The organism is Microcoleus sp. D3_18_C4, from assembly GCF_036702355.1.
In the GTDB taxonomy this organism is placed as follows: domain Bacteria; phylum Cyanobacteriota; class Cyanobacteriia; order Cyanobacteriales; family Microcoleaceae; genus Microcoleus.
Genome location: NZ_JAUBTF010000013.1, coordinates 1 through 17,959, shown reverse-complemented (window position 1 = coordinate 17,959; position 17,959 = coordinate 1). Strand labels below are relative to the sequence as shown.

Below are 17,959 nucleotides of genomic sequence, written 5' to 3'. Positions count from 1 at the left end.
GCTCGCCAGCTCAGACCGAAAGACATAGATACCACTAATTGATGGAAGCTTGGCCAACCCCACAAACTAATTTAACCGACATTCCGATCGCCGAGGAACTGTCGCGCCGCATTCCTCGATCGCACGATCACAAAGCAGAAAACCGAGCGATGCAAACGCTTGCCCGACAATTGGCAACCTCACCCCACAGGCTGCTCAAAACACTTGTGGCGATCGCGAAAGATTTGTGCGGCGCAGGAAGTGTCGGAGTCTGCTTACTAGAAGAAAATGCCCGTTCCGAACAAATCTTTCGGTGGGAGGCATTGGCGGGCGCGTGGGAAGCAGCAGAAGATACAAACACACCCCGCAAATTGCGTTTGTCGGGAACCCCGCTCAATCGCCAAACTCCTCAGCTTTACTTCGCTCCCGAACAATATTTTACCGACTTACAGCAGCTAGAATTGCCGATCGCCGAAGCGTTAGTCGTGCCGCTGCAAGCCGAAAATCAACCGCTGGGGGCAATATGGATTGTATCTCACGATGCCGATCGGCAATTCGATGCCGAAGACTTGCAGATCGCCATCGCCCTAGCAGACTTTGCCGTTGCCGCCGTACAAATCGATCGCGCCCATCAAACCAAAGAAGCTTTGCGAGAAAGCGAAGAACGCTGGCAGCTAGCCTTGCAGGGCAACAACGACGGCATTTGGGATCAGAACCTGCAAACAAATTGCCAGATTCTGAGCGATCGGTGTTTAGAGATTTTGGAACGTCGGCCCGAAGAAGTCAAAAACTTCAGCCAATATTTGAGCTACATTCATCCCGATGATTTGGAGATGATGCAAAGCAATTGGCAGCAGCACTTAAATCGAGAAACCTCACATTACTGCTGCGAGTACCGCGTTCGCTGTCCCGACGGCCGCTACAAATGGGTTTTAGCCAGAGGGCGAGCAATTTGGGACGAGTCAGGCAATCCCCTGCGGGCTGTGGGTTCCGTGACAGATATCACGGATCGCAAACAAACTGAAATTGCCTTGAAACAAAGCGAAGAACGTTTGAGCGTCGCCATCGAAGGCTCAGGCATGGCAACCTGGGATTTAGACGTGCGAACAAATCGACTAATTTGGTCGGCGACCCATTTCAGCATTTTGGGCTGCGAACCGCTACCGGGTGGCGAAGCAAGCGCGGCTTTGTGGAAAAACTGCGTGCATCCAGACGACTTAAAGCAAGTCCTACAGGCAATAGAAACAGCTCGGCAAACCCGATCGCTCTACTCCCCCGAATACCGCATCATCCGGGCAGACACACGAGAAATCCGCTGGTTGAGCGCGTTCGGCCGCTATCTCTACGACGAGGCAGGCGAAGCAGTGCGGTTTATCGGAGTATTATTTGATGCTACCGATCGCAAAAAGGCCGAACTCGCGCTGCAACAGAGCGAACAAACCGTGCGCCGTCAACTTCTAGAGATAGAGTCGCTCTACCAAACAACTCCCGTGGGTTTGGCCGTTTTAGACACAGATTTGCGGTTCGTGCGGATCAACCAGCGGTTTGCCCAAATGAACGGCCTGGCCGTCGAAGCGCACATCGGCCGCACCCTGCGCGAAATTGTCCCCGACTGGGCAGACACAGCCGAACCTTTGTTGGGCCACCTTCTAGACACCGGAGAACCGATCCGGAATTTTGAACTCACGGGTAAAACTAGGGCTCAACCTACTGTCGTTCGCACTTGGCTCCAGAATTGGTGGCCGCTCAGAGACAGGGGGGGAGAGATTGTCGGGATTCATATCGTGGTACAGGAAATTACCGCTCGCAAAATGGCCGAACTCGCCTTGCAAGAAAGCTACAACCGTTTCCAATTAGCTACAAGGGCGATCAACGGCATGGTGTTTGAGTGGGATTTGGCAGCAAACTCAGTTTACCGTTCCGAGGGACTGTTCTCGATCGTCGGTGTCTACCCAGAGGATGCACCGGCAACACCAGAGTGGTGGAGAGAACGCATCCATCCCGTCGATTTGGCACGCATCCAAGCCGGGGGGCAATCAATCTTTAATATTCCGGAGCGCTATGAAATCGAGTACCGAGTCCGGCACCAAGACGGGCGCTGGATCGATGTTTCGGAGCGTGGCTGTTTGATCCGCAACCAGCAAGGTGAAGCAACCAAAATAGTCGGCTTCACCAGCGACATTACCCAGCGCAAACAAGCAGAAGCAGCACTGTGCGATCGTGAAACCCACCTGCAGTTGATTCTCGACAGCGCCAAAGACTACGCTATCTTCACCCTCGACACCGACGGACAGGTAACCAGTTGGAACGCAGGGGCCCAGAGATTGCTAGGCTATTCCGAAGCTGAAATCGTCGGGCAGCACGGACGCATCATCTTCACCCCAGAAGACTCTGCTGCCAGAAAGCCGGAAGCAGAAATGCACATCGCCCTGACTGAGGGAAAGGCAGAAAACGAGCGCTGGCACCTCCGCAAAGACGGCAGCCGCTTTTGGGGCAGCGGGCTGGTGATGCCCCTGCGCGACGCAGACGGCGAGGTGCAAGGTTTGCTGAAAATTATGCAGGACAAAACCGAGCGCCGGCAAATAGAAGAAGCACTGCGGCACAGCGAAAATCTCTACCGCACCCTCGCCGATGGCGTCCCGGAATTAATGTGGATCAACACCGCCGACGGCAGGTTAGAGTTTGCCAACCAACACTGGAAAACCTATACGGGCATGAGCCCAGCACAATTGCCGCTGCCTGCGCCGGTGCTGGAATTATTTCATCCTGATGATCTGCCAGCAGTTGTCGGCACGCGCACTCCTGCGATTGCAGCAGGGGAAGCCTACGAATTCGAGTGTCGGGTACGCAGGTTTGATGGTAATTACCGCTGGCATCTAGCGCGACTTGTGCCCGTCAAAGACAGGAAGGGAAAGGTGGTGCAATGGGCTGGTATCGGCATTGATATTGACGATCGCAAACGAGCCGAAGAAAGCTTAGCAGAAAGCGACCGCCGCTTCCGCTTTCTGGCTGAGTCGTTGCCTCACCTGATTTGGAACGTAAGCTCAGCCAGGGAAATTCGCTTTACCAATCAACAACAATGGTTGGAATATCTGGGCATGTCTTACGAGGAAGCCGCTCAAAGCAATTGGGAATCCCTAGTCCCGCCCTCGGATTTGGCAGAATCTTGGGCCCGCTGGGAAGAATGTCTAATCAGCGGAGAAGTTTATCAAGTTGAGCTGCGCCTCCGGCGGGCAGCAGACCAAATGGAACGCTGGCATTTGTCCCGCGCCGTGCCAATTCGCGACGCAGGAGGCCAGATTGTCGAGTGGATCGGCACGAATACTGATATTCACGATCGCAAACAAGCCCAACTCAACGAGCAGTTTCTCTCCGAGCTCGAAGTCCGCTTGCGGCAGCGCATCAATCCCGCAGAAATGTTGTCGGAAGCGATGAACAGTCTGGGAGAATATTTAAAGGTCGATCGCTGCATCTGGCACGAAATCGATGTAGAAGCCGATCGGGCAATTGTCCACCAAGACTGGCACCAGTCCGACCTGGCCAGCACCGTCGGCACCTATCAAATCTCAGACTTTAAGACGCCAGAACTGAAAGCTCTCTCTATGGCAGGTCAAACCCTTGTCATCTCAGATATCGCTAATTACCCTCATACCGCGCATTTATTCGATAACTACGGTGCCTTGTCGATTCGGGCTTTGGTCGATGTTCCCTGCCTTCAGGAAGGCCGCTGGGTGGCTCTTTTGGTGGTGACATCAAGGGTGGTTCGGCACTGGCGGCCCGATGAAGTTTGGCTGATGCAAGAAGTGGTGGCTCGCCTCTGGACGGTAATCCTGCACGCGCGAGCTCTGCATGAGCTGCACGAAAGCGAGGCTAGGTTCCGCGCTCTAGCTGACAACATCGCTCAGTTGGCCTGGATGACAGATGCTGCTGGGGGGATTTTCTGGTATAATCAGCGCTGGTTTGACTACACCGGCACCACCCTAGAAGAAATGCTAGGCTGGGGCTGGCAAAAGGTGCACCATCCGGAACACGTCGATCGCGTTGTCGCAAAATTTAGGCGCTGCATTGAAACAGGCGAACTCTGGGAAGATACTTTCCCGTTGCGCGGCAAAGACGGATCGTACCGCTGGTTTCTCTCCCGCGCCGTGCCGATTCGCAACGATCGAGGCCAGGTGCTGCGCTGGTGTGGCACCAACACCGATATTACCGATCAAAAAGTTGCAGAAGCGGAACGGGAACTCCTTCTAGCGCGGGAAAAGGCAGCGCGGGAAGAAGCAGAACAGGCTAACCGCGTCAAAGACGAATTTTTGGCTGTTTTGTCTCACGAATTGCGGACTCCCTTAAACCCGATTATGGGCTGGGCGAAGCTGCTGCAATCGAACCTTTTGACACCCCAAAAGCAGCGTTATGCCTTAGAGACGATCGAGCGCAACGCCAAACTGCAAACCCAGCTTATCGAAGATTTGCTCGACGTGTCGGGGATTCTGCAAGGTAAGGTTAGCTTGAATATTGCACCTGTGGATTTAGCTGGGGTAATCAGCGCCGCCATTGAAACGGTGCGTCTGGCCGCGGAAGTTAAGTCGATTCAAATCAGCACTCAATTTGCACCGCATCTCGGCTCGGTTTTGGGCGATGCGGGCCGGCTTCAGCAGGTAGTCTGGAATTTGCTGTCAAATGCTGTCAAGTTCACCCCGCCGGGAGGCAAAATTGAAGTCGTTCTCGATCGGGTGGACACCTTGGCTCAAATTACTGTAACTGATACGGGAAAAGGTATCGAACCTGATTTTCTTCCCTATGTATTCGACTACTTCCGGCAAGCTGACAGCTCGATGACGCGCAAGTTTGGCGGATTGGGTTTAGGATTGGCGATCGTCCGCCATCTCGTCGAACTCCACGGCGGTACAGTGAAATCTGACAGTCCCGGCGAAGGACAAGGTGCAACCTTGACTGTCAGGATACCTCTGATGCCGATCCAATCTCAGACAAGTCCTGCGGCGATTGCGCCGGATCAATCCTTCAATTTGAGCGGTGTCAATGTGTTAGCGGTGGATGATGAGGCCGATGCGCTAGATTTAGTGGTTTTTCTGCTTGAGGAGTGTGGGGCAAGTGTTACAGCAGTTGCTAACGCGGCCGATGCCTTGGCGGTTTTAACTGAGTCTGTGCCGGATTTGCTGTTGAGCGATATTGGAATGCCCGATACTGACGGTTATATGTTGATGCGACAGGTTCGGGCTCTGGCGCCCGACAAAGGGGGACGGATTCCGGCGATCGCCCTCACGGCTTATGCTGGAGAGATTGACTATCAGCAGGCCCTGGCTGCGGGGTTCCAGCGCCACATTTCCAAGCCTTTAGATCCCGACAAGTTGGTGCAGGCGATTTGGGGGGTACTCGATCGATCGGGCAAAAACCTTATTTAAAGTGTTTTTGTGTCGGAAAAGTCTTTATTTAACGAACCGCGAAGACGCAAAGAACGCGTTCGGCGAAGCCGTTCCCGAAGGGTAGGGTAGGAGGAAGGGAAGAAGAAAGGAAGAAGTTAATAATTTTAAGTCCGGTTATATCTGAGATATTGCACAATTCTCAATAATGATTTTATTGACTGGCTAGGAGCAACGGCCCACAAGAAAATTCACTCTTTGTGGAAGCGGGCGGAAAGCCTGTTCAGGAAAATGGTGCAATAGGTCAGATGTAACCAATTTAATCGTCGTTCCATCGCGCATCATCTCAAACAAAAAAACCTCACCGATGGAGGTTTTTTGATGATTATTCGGGATCGTCGGACAGGTTAAAACATCCTGTCCCTGCATAATGCCCACAGCACTAAGACTCAATTCTTAGCGGTAGTCAGTGCGCGCAGCGGGCTCGCGATCGCTCGTTGTAGTGGTATAGCGGACATTTTCTTCGCGTTTGCGGGGAATCAAACCCAACAAACCAGACAAGCCTAGCAGTCCCAACCATCCCCAATCAAAATCGCGATCGGTCTCAGCATTGTAGACATCGGAGCGAGGAGTTGTGGTGGTTGTAGTGCTGTTAGTACCGGAAGTAGTACCGCCCGTTGTATCTGTCTGAGCTGAAGCAGGGAGATGAGCTGGTGCTAGGGCTAAACCAGCAGCTATAATACCTGCACCGATTGCTTTGGATAAATCAGAACGTTTCATAATTCAAATGCTCTCTGTTGGCTAAAATCTTTAACTATCAAAACTATATCAATGGGCTTTTAAAGTTAAATCCATCTCTAGCAGTAAAGATGGTTATGTTCCACCTATAACTACAGATTGATATCCAATTTTTAGCAGGCACACAAAATGAAATATTGTTCGCGGAGGCACTCCGGTACTAGAAATAGGGGGTCTGGCACCTCACTCGGTTATGAGGCACTCCGGCAGTCCCGACAATAGACAAGGTGTTGTTTACAAAAAAAGGTAAACTCAGATATTGCACAGACAACTGTTGGAAGTCGATCGACGGAGATCAAAACTTTTGGGTATAGAGTTACGCAGCTACGTATTTCTAGACAACTTGCAGCCACAGCACGCAGCATACATCGGCACAGTCGCCGCCGGATTCTTGCCGCTGCCAGGGGATGCGTCGCTGTGGATAGAAATCTCGCCCGGTATCGAAATTAACCGAATTACCGATGTCGCCCTCAAATCTGCCTCCGTGCGCCCAGGAGTGCAGATAGTCGAACGCTTGTACGGCCTTCTGGAAGTACACTCGAGTCAACAGGGGGAAACGCGGGCCGCAGGTAAAGCAATTCTAGAATTCATCGGAGTCCGCAGAGAAGAATGTATCAAACCGCGAGTGATTTCCAGTCAAATTATTCGCAATATTGATGCCCACCAAACACAATTAATCAACCGCACCCGGCGCGGACAGTTGCTGCTGGCGGGACAAACGCTTTACGTCTTGGAAGTAGAACCGGCGGCCTATGCAGCGCTGGCGGCTAATGAAGCAGAAAAAGGCGCATCTATTAACATCTTAGAGGTTCAGGCTGTAGGTAGTTTCGGACGGCTTTACCTCGGCGGCGCAGAACGAGATATTATAGCAGGTTCCCAGGCAGCAATTGCGGCGGTGGAAAGCGTGACGGGTCGAGAAAATCCAGCAATTTTTGGTCGCAAGGAATAGCCGTTAAAGGAGATGCAATTATGGCAAATACACAGCATTTAGCGCTGTTAAAAAAAGGTGCAGTCACTTGGATTAAATGGAGAAGTCTCAACCCAAATATAGAACCGGATCTCAGCGAAGCTAACCTCGCGGAAGCAAATCTCAGAGGTGCACATCTTTGGCGCTCGAACCTTTTTAAAACAGATTTGTTTAAGGCTAAATTAATTGCGGCAAACCTGGCAGAATCTAATTTTAGTTTAGCAAATCTTGCGGGAGCGCAACTGCTGGAATCTAATTTAATTAAAGCTAATTTAACGGGAACCAACCTGCAAGCGGCTGACATCAGGGGAGCTGATTTGAGCGGTGCTAATTTAATTGGGGCTGACCTCACCGCTGCTAATCTCCAACAAACCGATTTCGGTGATGCGAATTTAATCGGTGCGGTGATGTCTGGAGTTAATGCGATCGGCGCGAACCTCAACTGTGCTAATCTCAGTCAAGCTAATCTCACTCAAGCCGAATTGATTGAAGCACATTGCTATGCAGCTAATTTCTCTAAAGCTAACCTCGGAGAAGCTCACTTCACGGGAGCATATCTTTTCCGGGCAAATCTCTGTTTTGCACAGTTGAGCGCGGCAGATTTCCGGTGGACAAACCTTGGCAAAGCTGATTTGAGAGGGGCTAATTTGACCGGCGCAAATCTCAGGGGAGCGAACTTGGCGGGAGCTAATTTGGGTGAAGCTATTTTGAAAGGAACAATCATGCCTGATGGCAGCATTGTTTGATAAATATTGGATAATATTTAGTCCTGTGAAATAACGGCGATAGTTAAAAAAAGCCAGTTGCGGGTTTACCGAAAGGATTGCCAAAACATCAGCTTTTGGGGCGGGTTGAGGCTTTCTCTCGAATACAACAAAGCCGAGATTTAGTAAACCCGCCTCGGCTCAAAACTCGCAACTGTCGATCGATTAATTTTGGCCAGGGGGCGATATTTGATAAAGTCCTCTAACGGGCCCTGGATCACTCGGTGAATTTTGCTGCTGCGTTGGAAGTGTAAACTGATCTTGGAGTCCGGCGGGAGTGGGGAAACAGCCGCTTGGTTGAGGTCCTAGCTGGCAAGCTGCAGGCAGTGCCATGATTGAGGCATCGAAGGGATTGACGGCATCTGGCACGCGCAGAATCGGGTCGCTGGAAACTTGCCGCTGCATTACTCGTCGGTAGAAGCCGTTGACGCGACTAGCATCCCGCTCGATTTCTTTTTCGGGAAAGGCAACGACGCCGCTGGGGGAACCGATGCCTAAATAGTCGCCCAAGTAACCTTGCAAGCTGACGTTGTGGTAAAAGTCTCCTGAAGCTTCAAAGAATTGTCGGTTGAAGTCGTCGGCAATCGGGTGAAATCGCTCTGTTTGTGCTTGAGCTGGTTTGACTGATGCCAGTGCGGCAGAGGCGACAGCGAGAATCAACGCGCCGCTCAGGCTTTTTAACTTTTGACTCATATATTTCAGCCTCCTTAATTAATTCCGATTCCACTATAAACTGATTATCGGCGGATTATTTGTGTTTTTTACACGGTGTGACTTATGAATGCTGCGGATTTAAAGGTGTTACGCGATCGACTTTTAGATTTGTTGTGCGAGTTTGCCTATCGCGAAGGCGATTTTGTGCTGTCTTCGGGACAGAAAAGTTCTTATTACATTAACTGTAAACCGGTGACGCTGCACGCTGAAGGTGCTTTGGCAACGGGACGTTTGCTGTTGTCGATGCTGTCGCCGGATGTGCAAGCTGTGGGCGGTTTGACTTTGGGTGCTGACCCGATTGTAACTGCTGTGAGCGTGGTTTCGGCTTTGGGCGATCGACCTATACCAGCTTTAATTGTCAGAAAGGAGACGAAGGGACACGGGACAATGGCGTATATTGAGGGGCCGCTGTTGCCAGAGGGCACGAATGTGGCGGTTTTGGAGGATGTGGTGACGACGGGTAAGTCGGCGATGCAGGCGGTGGAAAGGTTGCGGGCGGCTGGTTATAAGGTCGATCGTATTTTGTCTCTGATTGATAGAGAGCAAGGTGGAGGGGAATTATATCGCGAGGCGGGATTGGATTTTCAAGCCATTTTTACCATTCAGGATCTTAAGGAATGGATTAGTAGCAAAAAATAACCGGGCGCGCATCTAATTGTGACAATCCTATTTCTTGAAACTCTTTCTTGTGCGCTGGGCTAGAAGCCAACCCCAAAAACTCCTCTCGTTTCTCTCGTCTCTCGTTACCAGGTTCTCTCGTTACCAGGTTCTACCTGGTAACGAAGATCCAGAGGCTCTGGCTCATGTTAACAATGGTGCAAGATATCAATCTTAACCAGCCAGTTTAAGGCTATGAAAACCATCCGTTTTATTGACTTATTCTCAGGAATAGGCGGCATGAGATTAGCGTTTGAATCCGCCGCTCGTTCCTTGAATCTGGAAACAAAATGCGTATTAAGCAGCGAAATCAATCCCGACGCTCAATTAGTTTACCAGAAAAACTTTGCCGACACACCTTTAGGCGACATCCGATTAATTGACCAACTGCCTGAACATGAAATTTTACTAGCGGGATTTCCCTGCCAATCTTTCTCCTATGCTGGCAAAAAAGAGGGATTTGGAGACACCAGAGGCACCCTATTTTTTGAGATTGCAAGGTTAATTGATACCTTTAAACCTCAAGCATTTATTTTCGAGAACGTGCGGGGGCTTGTCAGCCACGACGGCGGCAGAACCCTCGAAACTATTAAGGGCGAAATCAAAAGCCGAGGTTACAGCTTCGATTATTTCTTGCTTAACAGCTCTAACTTTAGCTTACCTCAGAACCGTGTCCGAGTTTACCTAGTAGGACTTTTAAATGCTTCGCCCCAATTTGCGTTAATTTCTGACTTAGGCCCAAAAGATTCGCATTCCTCTAGTCATCAACAGCTATCGTTATTTTCCCCGTTAAGTCAACCTGTCACAGTTGCAGATATTTTGGAAGACAATCCCGATCCAAAATATGATTGTTCGCCAGAATTTGTTAAGGCATTGAAGCAAATAGTTAACAATGATTTCAGTCGCTTGCACGGTAGGCGGCTAATTGACTATCGCGGTGGCAATTCGATTCATTCTTGGGAACTGGGTTTGCGAGGCGAGTGCAGTTTAGACGAAATTGAATTAATGAATCTTTTTATATTGAAAAGGCGCAATAAAGAATTTGGATCTGACCAAGATGGCAAGCTATTAACTAAAGAGCAAATAGCTACTTTTTTTCCTCATCCCAATCTCGGTAAAATGCTGGATTCCTTGGTAACAAAAAAGTACCTGCAACGGAACAACAATCAATACAAACCTGTATCCGGTAACTTTTCCTTTGAAGTCTATAAATTTCTCGATCCGCAGAAAATCTCGGTAACAATTGTTGCCAGTGATGCTAATAGATTAGGCGTTTACTATCATAACCGAGTCCGCAGGATGACTCCCCGCGAGGCGGCGCGCTTACAAGGTTTTGCCGATAGTTTTATTCTGCATCCTAATGATGATAAAGCTTATCATCAACTGGGTAATAGTGTAAGTATTAATGTAGTTAAAGCTGTTGCTCTTGAAGTTATCCAGAATGTTTTGTGCTCTACCAAACAAAAAGTTAGCGCCTGGTGAATTGGGAAGGGTGGGCGGAGTGTTTCCGCCCACCCTAACAACTAACTTTGCACTACAGGTTCCTTAGCCAAAAACTTCTCTAATTCCGTCAATCGATTTTAGATTTTAGATTTTAGATTTTAGCATTTACCCCATGGATAAATGCGGGGGCTTGAGGATTTTAGATTTTAGATTTTGGATTGATTTCACGGATAAATCACGTGGCGGGTACCATCTAGAAATTCTTGGTCAAAGCATCGGCATCAACCTTAGAGCGGTGTTTTATTGGGTGGCATGAGAAACTATGCCGACTCTAATTCTATCAAAATCAGCTCAGGTACTTGGAGCACAAGGGAAAATAAAGTTTTCGGCGCTAAACAAGCGCAAGCTTTCAGGTTCAGAATCTCTACCAATCGGCTGATTTTAGCAGAGGGAAATTATAACCTGAGTGAGACATTAACTAGAGAATACTGTTTTAATATGTTAGATGACGCGCAAGGAGAAGCAGTAATGATTTTACCTGCATCTATTAAAAGGAAATGGAAACTACTGGCAACAGCCTTTATTTGTCCTCTAACACTAATTGGTGTTGGCGTTCAGCAACAACCGATTCAAGCACAACAAAATCCATCTAAGACTAATGTTGCTGCTTTGCCAGATGGTATTTACCTCTACGGAGATTCGCCACAGCCCAACCAAGTTCTTCAAAACTATATTGTGTTTCAGCGCCAGAACGATCGCGTGGTTGGTGCAATCTACGCGCCGCGATCAGACTTTGCGTGCTTCACTGGTAAAATTCAGGGAAATACACTTTCCGGGAAGGCAATCTCAGCCGGAAAAGTTCAAACAGTTGAAATCAATACTCAGCTAACCAATCTCCATCCTATTCGCACAATTAGCTCAAACGATCGGCGCATTCTTTCAAAGTGCCAAGCAACAGCGCAAGCTAATATCTTTAGGTAAATCTTTTATTTAGCTCAAATGGTGCATGAGGCTGGCGGTGCGTTACACGGCGTTAACGCACCCTACAAATTGAAAATTTCTCGTTACCAGGCAGAGCATGGTAATAAATATCTTGGTAAGTATTAATGTAGTTGAAGCTGTTGGTCTAGAAGTAATCCAGAACAATAGCTCTATCTTCTGGTAATCGGTGAAAAAGTCGGTTAAGTCGTCTCACAGCAGTTGCGTGACGAGTTCCAATAGCAGCCATTTGAATAATTTCTCCTTCAATGAGTTCGACGCGCTCAGCTTCAGAAAGAATCCCTGTCTCACCCATCAAATGATATTCTTTCACCGTGAAAAGCCGTCTTTGAAATTGAAGGGACATCGCAATTCTCCTTTTAGGAAACTGCTTTTAATATAACCTTAAGTAAGGTGCGCCATCAGCACCCTAATTTGGGGCGAGCAGGATGCCCGCCCCAGAAAAAACGCAACAGCTTTACGATTAAGTAAGGTGGACAATGCCCACCCTACAAATTAATCCAATTAGCTTTGCGCCACAGGTTCCCTAGCCAAAAACTTCTCTAATTCCGTCAAAGCATCGGCATCAACCTTAGTCTGCATCGGACAGAACTTAGGCCCGCACATTGAACAGAATTCAGCAGTTTTGTAGATATCCGCTGGCAAAGTTTCGTCGTGATATTCCTTTGCCCGTTCTGGATCTAATGACAGCTCAAATTGACGGTTCCAATCGAAATTGTAACGCGCTTTCGAGAGTTCATCATCGCGATCGCGCGCACCCGGACGGCCCCGTGCAATATCTGCAGCGTGAGCCGCGATTTTGTAAGCAATCAGCCCGTTGCGGACATCCTCAGCATTCGGCAATCCTAAGTGTTCCTTCGGCGTCACGTAACACAGCATTGCAGTACCGTACCAACCAGCCATCGCCGCCCCAATTGCTGAGGTAATGTGGTCGTACCCAGGCGCAATATCTGTCACCAACGGCCCCAAAACATAGAAGGGTGCTTCGGAACATTCCTCCATTTGTTTCTTGACATTAAACTCAATTTGATCCATCGGCACGTGACCCGGCCCTTCCACCATTACCTGCACGTCATGTTCCCAAGCTTTGCGAGTTAATTGTCCCAAAGTTTTGAGTTCAGCTAATTGAGCTTCATCCGACGCATCGTGAGTGCAACCGGGGCGCAGAGAATCTCCCAAACTAAACGAAACATCGTATTTTTTGAAGATTTCAATGATGTCGTTAAAGTGAGTGTAGAGGGGATTTTGTTTGTGGTGATGCAGCATCCACCGCGCCAAAATGCCGCCGCCGCGAGAGACAATCCCCGTAATCCGATTCCTCACCAACGGCAAATGCTCAATCAAAATTCCGGCGTGAATTGTTTGGTAATCAACACCTTGTTGAGCGTGTTTGTCAATGATGTGAAGAAAGTCATTCGCCGTCAGACTTTCCATATTACCGTGAACGCTTTCTAAAGCTTGGTAAATTGGTACAGTACCGATCGGCACTGGTGAAGCTTTGATAATTGTAGTGCGAATTTCATCCAAATTCCCGCCGCCGGTGGACAAGTCCATCACGGTATCAGCGCCGTATTTCACTGCTAGTTTAAGCTTGTCAACTTCTTCTTCCATATTGGAAGAGTTGGGAGATGCACCGATATTAGCATTGACTTTGCATTTAGAGGCAATGCCGATCGCCATCGGTTCTAAATTCGTGTGATTGATATTAGCCGGAATAATCATCCGTCCCCGCGCTACTTCGGCGCGGATAAGTTCTGGCGGGAGATTCTCTCGCTTAGCAACAAAGTGCATTTCCTCAGTAATTACACCTTGGCGGGCGTAGTGCATTTGAGATACATTGGTGTGCCCCTGACGCTTCGCGATCCATTCGGTACGCATATTTAATTTCCTTGATAAACAGCTTCCCTCCGCTGGTATTACCCAGACTCAGGTTCTAAGGGTGTTTTCTCAGCCCGGATATTCGGGCACCCCTAGCTAAGCTGTTGATTGTATCACCGATTTCTGGGCGCGACGGCAGCAACTAAGGAAATCTTAATATTGAGATATAGATGAGGGGAGCGATCGCCGTTTTGGGGCTTCTGATATTTCTGTTGTTTAAAAAGTACACGCCAGCGCAGCTATCCCGAAGGCAATCGCACCCCATTTAACAACCTAAAAACAATTAAACCTCATCAGGATTAATCCCCATTTCGCGCAATTTTGCTGCTAGGCGATCGGTGCGTTGTTTTTCTTTTGAAGCTTCTTCAAGACGATAGAGTTAAAGATATGTCAGGAGATGAAGAACCTGTTGTGAATTTATCTGAGGTTTTGGGTGAAGTTTATCAGGAGGCAGCTTTAGATTTGGCGATCGATTATTCAGTGCAGCCTGTTCCGCCGTTGAGCCAGAGTGATTTTCAGTGGGTGCGATGGTTGATGGAATCGTAGGATGGCGATAAGGAGTGCGATCTGGATTTGCAGGATTTATTATCCTTAGTCAGGGTCAGCACTCATAGTGTCGAGGTAAGTGATAAGGGCTTTGGAGACCACACTTTCTTCGAGGTAGTGTTTAGCGACTTCAGCGATGGTTGCTTTGGTGGCTTTAAAGTGAGTTTCCGGGTTAAGGAGTTGGCGCTTTAAAAGTTGCAGTTGTTTTTGGATTGTTTGCCATCGAGTCGGGTTCGTATTTTGGATTTCGCGAAATTCGACATCAATGATTTCAGCAGCTTGGACTTCGGTGGTTGGTTGGTGGGTTTGCTGAAGTTGATGTACCAATTGGCGAAGTTCGATGGTTTGTTGTTTTAAGGTTTCATCGTTTGCGTAATTGTGGGCATGAGTATGAGTGCCTTTTTCAAAGTAGTTGTTAGCCTTAATGACGCGCTTGGGTTCTTCTGACACTTTTTTTAACTCCTGGGTAAGTATGTCTAACTTATTATATAGCAAATCTTCTAATTCTCCCTCTCCGCTTTTAGTTATGTGAGGGGGTGGCAACCGGGTGATGCCATAGTTGTAGAATTGGCAACGTGATTGAGTTGAAAAGATTTTATTAAGGAGATAATTCAATAAATCACTTGATTGTTCTTTAACAAAAAGGCTATAAAGTAGAGAGAGATCTTCAGGGATAGCATCATTATTCAATTCAGACACCGAGTCCAAATACGCATCAAAATCTGAAGAAAAACTTTCTATAAAATTTGATTCTTCATCAGTCTCATTAAATTCTGCTAATAATTCATTAAGGAAAGTATCAAAGGTTAAAAAATCATTGCTTTCAGAGTCGTTGCTTAACAAATTTTTTCTGGGAGATTTGCTTATTTTTATAATAGCCTTTTTAGCATTGTGTTCAACTTGGTAGTCCGAACTATTTAGAGCTTCCTTCAGAGCAATAAGAGCTATTGCTCCAATCTGACTCAGAAACTCTATAGCATCTTCGCATACTTTTGTATCTTCCCATCCTATAGAATTTCGCTGTCTGAGTGCTTCAATTAAGACAGGGATAGCGGCTCGATCACCGTTTCTTGCCAAAGCACAAGCAGCAGTGAAACGAACTGAAAATTCATCGTCAGCAAGAGCCTGAGTTAAACCAACATTTGCTGTAACAGTTCCAATGATTACTAAAGTTTCTACAGCTTCTTTTCGTCTATCAGAATTTGGATGCTTTAGAAAATTAGCGATCCTGCCTTCAAGGCCTTCAATACCAAGTTTTCCTAAAGCCAAAAGAATCTGAAACGAGATATAATCATCTATTTGATTATTATTCAGTATTTCCAGAAGTATATTATTAACTGATGTATCGCCTATTTCACCAAGAGCTTTAGCTGCCAATCCACGCAGTATAGGACTTCTATTATTATCTATTAAAACGCCAGATAATATAGGGATGGCTTCCTTACAGCGAATCACTATTAATGTAATAACTGCTACACAGTGATTTGAACTGTAGTCAATTACTTCTTCTTCTTCTAAAATTTTAGATAATGTCTGTATTAATATTGAGTTCCCGATTTGAACCAGAGCGGTTGAAGCACTATTGCGAACTAGAAAGTCTCGATCGGCAAAGGCAACTTTAAAGAGTGCTTCAATGGCTGTTTTGGATTCTGTACCCACTCTTCCTAGAGTTTCTGCGGCTTTCTTACGAAGTGCGGAATCCTCGGATAAAAGAGATTCTGTCAGCTCGGATATTAAATCCTTTCTTTCTTGTCCCTTAAACGTAATATAAACAATATTTCGGACTGAACTGTTTTCATCTTTCCATAGTTTAGCTAAAGCAGCGAGAGCGTCTTCTCCTCCTTTATTTTTTAAGACATATGCTGCTTGATACCTAATTTCTCTATCTTCATCACCCAATGCCTTTATTAAAAGAGGTACTATATTTTCATATTTTTGCTGAATTAAAACATGAAGACTAGATACCGCTTGACGGCGCATCTCCATATCTCCTCTACTCAAGATTTCATTTAGTGCATGAATCACAACATCTCGACTGATTTTCTCTAGAGCCAGAAGAGCTCTAAAATGGTATTCTTTGTTATTGAGAGCATCTTTAAGAATTGGTATAGCCGTTTCCTCACCATAACGAGCTAATGAACAAGCAGCCTTTAACTTAAGTTGAAAATCAGCATTTTCTAAAATCTTCTTAAGGAGAGGAATTGAAGCAGAACTATGAATTTTATCTAAGCAATCAGCAACTTCATTTTTGGTAAAGGTATCGTTATTATTTTCTAGAGCTTGGCTGAGGAAAGGAATAGCAACATCAGAACCTGTCATGCCCAATAGTCTAACCTTAAATTTTTCTGAAACTTCTAAATCAGTAATCATATTTACTGTTCGGGCTTGATTTTCACGCTTAACTTCTCCAGCTAGTCTTGCTCCCAATTGCAAATCAACATCTAGTGCCAGTTTCACTATCCGTACTGCTAATGCCTCAGACTCTACATCAGACTCCACAAACGACATCGCCATTGCTAGCGGTTCCGTCCACTTTCGATAATTCAAGTAGTAATATTGCAATTCCTCATCACTCAACTTTTTCAACTGTGGCGCTAGCCGCTCCGCCGCATAATATTCCTGAAACAGTTGATGGTGAAACTCTATTTGGGTTGGGTCAGTAGCTACTTGGAGTAAATGCCATTCTACTAAATCTTCTAACCACTCTTTTGCTTTTGTCCTATCCTCCAAAGTTGGTGTGCGATCGCCTGCCAAAAACGTGGCTAGTATTTTTTCTGCATCTGTTTTAGGAATAGCAATCCAGGAGGCACTAGGTTTGGAGGAATCGATATGCGGCTCCCCTTGAACCATCCTAAAGGCGAGGTAGGTCAATAGATCGAACGCAAAGCGACGCGAGTCCTCCGAAACGTTCCGAAGTCGTTCAGGTTTAAATTCCTCATACAGTCGTGCAAATTCTTTGCGGAACAAATCGCCTTGGTTTTCAGGAATCTTTTTATTCGGTTCAAAAACATCACATAACATCTTCAGTAGCAATGGCGTTTCTGCCAACTCCCGAAGCTTCCCTTGAATTTGCCGCCACAGTTCCCCACCCGTTTCCGGCAACTGCTTGTAGACAAACTCCTGCATCTGAAGCTCAGTTAGCGGTAACATTTCCAGCTTCTTAACATTTCCCTGAACCAATCCTGAACCCAGTTCCCGTGTTGTAATGATTAAAGAAACTTTTAAATCAACACATACCTGTCTAAAGTCATCTACTGCTTGCCAAGCTTGTTCGTTAGGTAATTCATTCAACCCATCTAAGAACACGAACAATCGTCTATCACGGAGGAAAGCTATCAAGGTTGTCTCATCAAGGTAAAGCCACCACTTCAGCTTTTCTTGAATCGCTGCTAACACTGAACCTTTAAGACCGCGCAGTTCAATTAGTATAGGTATAGGGGGAATCTCACTCTTACCCTCCTCGATCGTCTCTAAACAATGCCTTGCTTCTTCCCACAACAACCGCCGCAGCGAAGTCGATTTCCCCGAACCAGGTTTACCCACTAACAGCACATGATCTGTGGCATACTTTCGCAATCCTTCTAGCACTGCGATCGGCTTTGGCCTCTCCTCTTGTTGTTCCTGTGAGTCTGGCTTAGATGATATAGCGGTTTGTACCCGCAAGGGTAACTCTGCTAGCGTTGGAATATAGCGATCGCTTACCTCACGCTTGGTGTCCTCCCGTGAAGTATCTAGAACCGATTGTAAGTAGGGCTGAAACTCACTAGTACAGCTCGGCGTAAATACACAGACTATTAAACAGCCAAGACTTTACCCTTGTATGTCCACTTAAAAGGTTT

At 47.1% G+C, this 17,959-nt stretch carries 12 protein-coding genes and 1 riboswitch; of the genes, 7 read left to right on the top strand and 5 right to left on the bottom strand.

Translation table 11 applies throughout. From position 1 onward, the window contains the following. Positions 1–41: 41 nt before the first annotated feature. Positions 42–5,396: a PAS domain S-box protein gene (locus QUA90_RS08985; protein WP_333445030.1), complete on the top strand. Its 5,355-nt coding sequence runs from the start codon at positions 42–44 to the stop codon at positions 5,394–5,396. Positions 5,397–5,810: 414 nt separating this feature from the next. Here the strand turns inward: QUA90_RS08985 and QUA90_RS08980 are convergent, their stop codons facing one another. Beyond that, positions 5,811–6,134: a WGxxGxxG family protein gene (locus QUA90_RS08980; RefSeq protein WP_190661580.1), complete on the bottom strand. Its 324-nt coding sequence runs from the start codon at positions 6,132–6,134 to the stop codon at positions 5,811–5,813. 322 nt (positions 6,135–6,456) lie between these two features. On the opposite strand from QUA90_RS08980, the gene QUA90_RS08975 reads away from it, so the two are divergent. Further along, entirely contained in the window at positions 6,457–7,101 is a 645-nt protein-coding gene (locus tag QUA90_RS08975; protein ID WP_333084286.1) for a hypothetical protein, read from the top strand. A 20-nt stretch (positions 7,102–7,121) separates the two neighbouring features. Beyond that, positions 7,122–7,865: a pentapeptide repeat-containing protein gene (locus QUA90_RS08970; protein ID WP_333330127.1), complete on the top strand. Its 744-nt coding sequence runs from the start codon at positions 7,122–7,124 to the stop codon at positions 7,863–7,865. Positions 7,866–8,048: 183 nt separating this feature from the next. Here QUA90_RS08970 and QUA90_RS08965 read toward each other — a convergent pair whose 3' ends face one another. Beyond that, the gene (locus QUA90_RS08965; RefSeq protein WP_333445028.1) at positions 8,049–8,576 is read right to left on the bottom strand and encodes a hypothetical protein; all 528 of its coding nucleotides are present in this window, start codon (positions 8,574–8,576) and stop codon (positions 8,049–8,051) included. A gap of 84 nt (positions 8,577–8,660) precedes the next feature. Here QUA90_RS08965 and pyrE point away from each other — a divergent pair, with 84 nt between their 5' ends. The 3 genes from pyrE to QUA90_RS08950 all read left to right on the top strand — a co-directional run bounded on the left by pyrE (position 8,661) and on the right by QUA90_RS08950 (position 11,678). Further along, on the top strand, positions 8,661–9,236 hold the full coding sequence (pyrE, locus tag QUA90_RS08960) for an orotate phosphoribosyltransferase (protein ID WP_333445026.1): 576 nt from the start codon (positions 8,661–8,663) through the stop codon (positions 9,234–9,236). 213 nt (positions 9,237–9,449) lie between these two features. After that, the gene (dcm, locus tag QUA90_RS08955; protein WP_333330119.1) at positions 9,450–10,736 is read left to right on the top strand and encodes a DNA (cytosine-5-)-methyltransferase; all 1,287 of its coding nucleotides are present in this window, start codon (positions 9,450–9,452) and stop codon (positions 10,734–10,736) included. 273 nt (positions 10,737–11,009) lie between these two features. Beyond that, positions 11,010–11,678: a hypothetical protein gene (locus tag QUA90_RS08950; RefSeq protein WP_333445025.1), complete on the top strand. Its 669-nt coding sequence runs from the start codon at positions 11,010–11,012 to the stop codon at positions 11,676–11,678. A gap of 145 nt (positions 11,679–11,823) precedes the next feature. Here the strand turns inward: QUA90_RS08950 and QUA90_RS08945 are convergent, their stop codons facing one another. Together QUA90_RS08945 and thiC are read right to left on the bottom strand one after the other, a co-directional pair. Beyond that, positions 11,824–12,042 (bottom strand): Uma2 family endonuclease, encoded by a 219-nt coding sequence (locus tag QUA90_RS08945; protein WP_333445023.1) that lies wholly within the window; start codon positions 12,040–12,042, stop codon positions 11,824–11,826. Positions 12,043–12,200: 158 nt separating this feature from the next. Further along, positions 12,201–13,574, bottom strand: coding sequence for a phosphomethylpyrimidine synthase ThiC (gene thiC / locus QUA90_RS08940; protein ID WP_333084275.1), 1,374 nt, complete (start codon positions 13,572–13,574; stop codon positions 12,201–12,203). A 7-nt stretch (positions 13,575–13,581) separates the two neighbouring features. Further along, positions 13,582–13,678: riboswitch (TPP riboswitch) on the bottom strand. A 283-nt stretch (positions 13,679–13,961) separates the two neighbouring features. On the opposite strand from thiC, the gene QUA90_RS08935 reads away from it, so the two are divergent. After that, on the top strand, positions 13,962–14,120 hold the full coding sequence (locus tag QUA90_RS08935) for a DUF4058 family protein (protein ID WP_333445021.1): 159 nt from the start codon (positions 13,962–13,964) through the stop codon (positions 14,118–14,120). Between the two features lie 45 nt (positions 14,121–14,165). On the opposite strand, the gene QUA90_RS08930 is transcribed toward QUA90_RS08935, so the two are convergent. After that, complete coding sequence (locus QUA90_RS08930) at positions 14,166–17,783, bottom strand: HEAT repeat domain-containing protein (protein WP_333445019.1); 3,618 nt, start codon at positions 17,781–17,783, stop codon at positions 14,166–14,168. Positions 17,784–17,959 lie beyond the last annotated feature (176 nt).

What these genes read in the sequence shown, in the direction of transcription:
- pyrE (WP_333445026.1), top strand. Translation starts at nt 8,661, where the DNA reads ATGAATGCTGCGGATTTAAAGGTGTTACGCGATCGACTTTTAGATTTG.
- dcm (WP_333330119.1), top strand. Translation starts at nt 9,450, where the DNA reads ATGAAAACCATCCGTTTTATTGACTTATTCTCAGGAATAGGCGGCATG.
- QUA90_RS08980 (WP_190661580.1), bottom strand. Translation starts at nt 6,134, where the DNA reads ATGAAACGTTCTGATTTATCCAAAGCAATCGGTGCAGGTATTATAGCT.
- thiC (WP_333084275.1), bottom strand. Translation starts at nt 13,574, where the DNA reads ATGCGTACCGAATGGATCGCGAAGCGTCAGGGGCACACCAATGTATCT.
- QUA90_RS08970 (WP_333330127.1), top strand. Translation starts at nt 7,122, where the DNA reads ATGGCAAATACACAGCATTTAGCGCTGTTAAAAAAAGGTGCAGTCACT.
- QUA90_RS08945 (WP_333445023.1), bottom strand. Translation starts at nt 12,042, where the DNA reads ATGTCCCTTCAATTTCAAAGACGGCTTTTCACGGTGAAAGAATATCAT.
- QUA90_RS08985 (WP_333445030.1), top strand. Translation starts at nt 42, where the DNA reads ATGGAAGCTTGGCCAACCCCACAAACTAATTTAACCGACATTCCGATC.
- QUA90_RS08950 (WP_333445025.1), top strand. Translation starts at nt 11,010, where the DNA reads ATGAGAAACTATGCCGACTCTAATTCTATCAAAATCAGCTCAGGTACT.
- QUA90_RS08965 (WP_333445028.1), bottom strand. Translation starts at nt 8,576, where the DNA reads ATGAGTCAAAAGTTAAAAAGCCTGAGCGGCGCGTTGATTCTCGCTGTC.
- QUA90_RS08935 (WP_333445021.1), top strand. Translation starts at nt 13,962, where the DNA reads ATGTCAGGAGATGAAGAACCTGTTGTGAATTTATCTGAGGTTTTGGGT.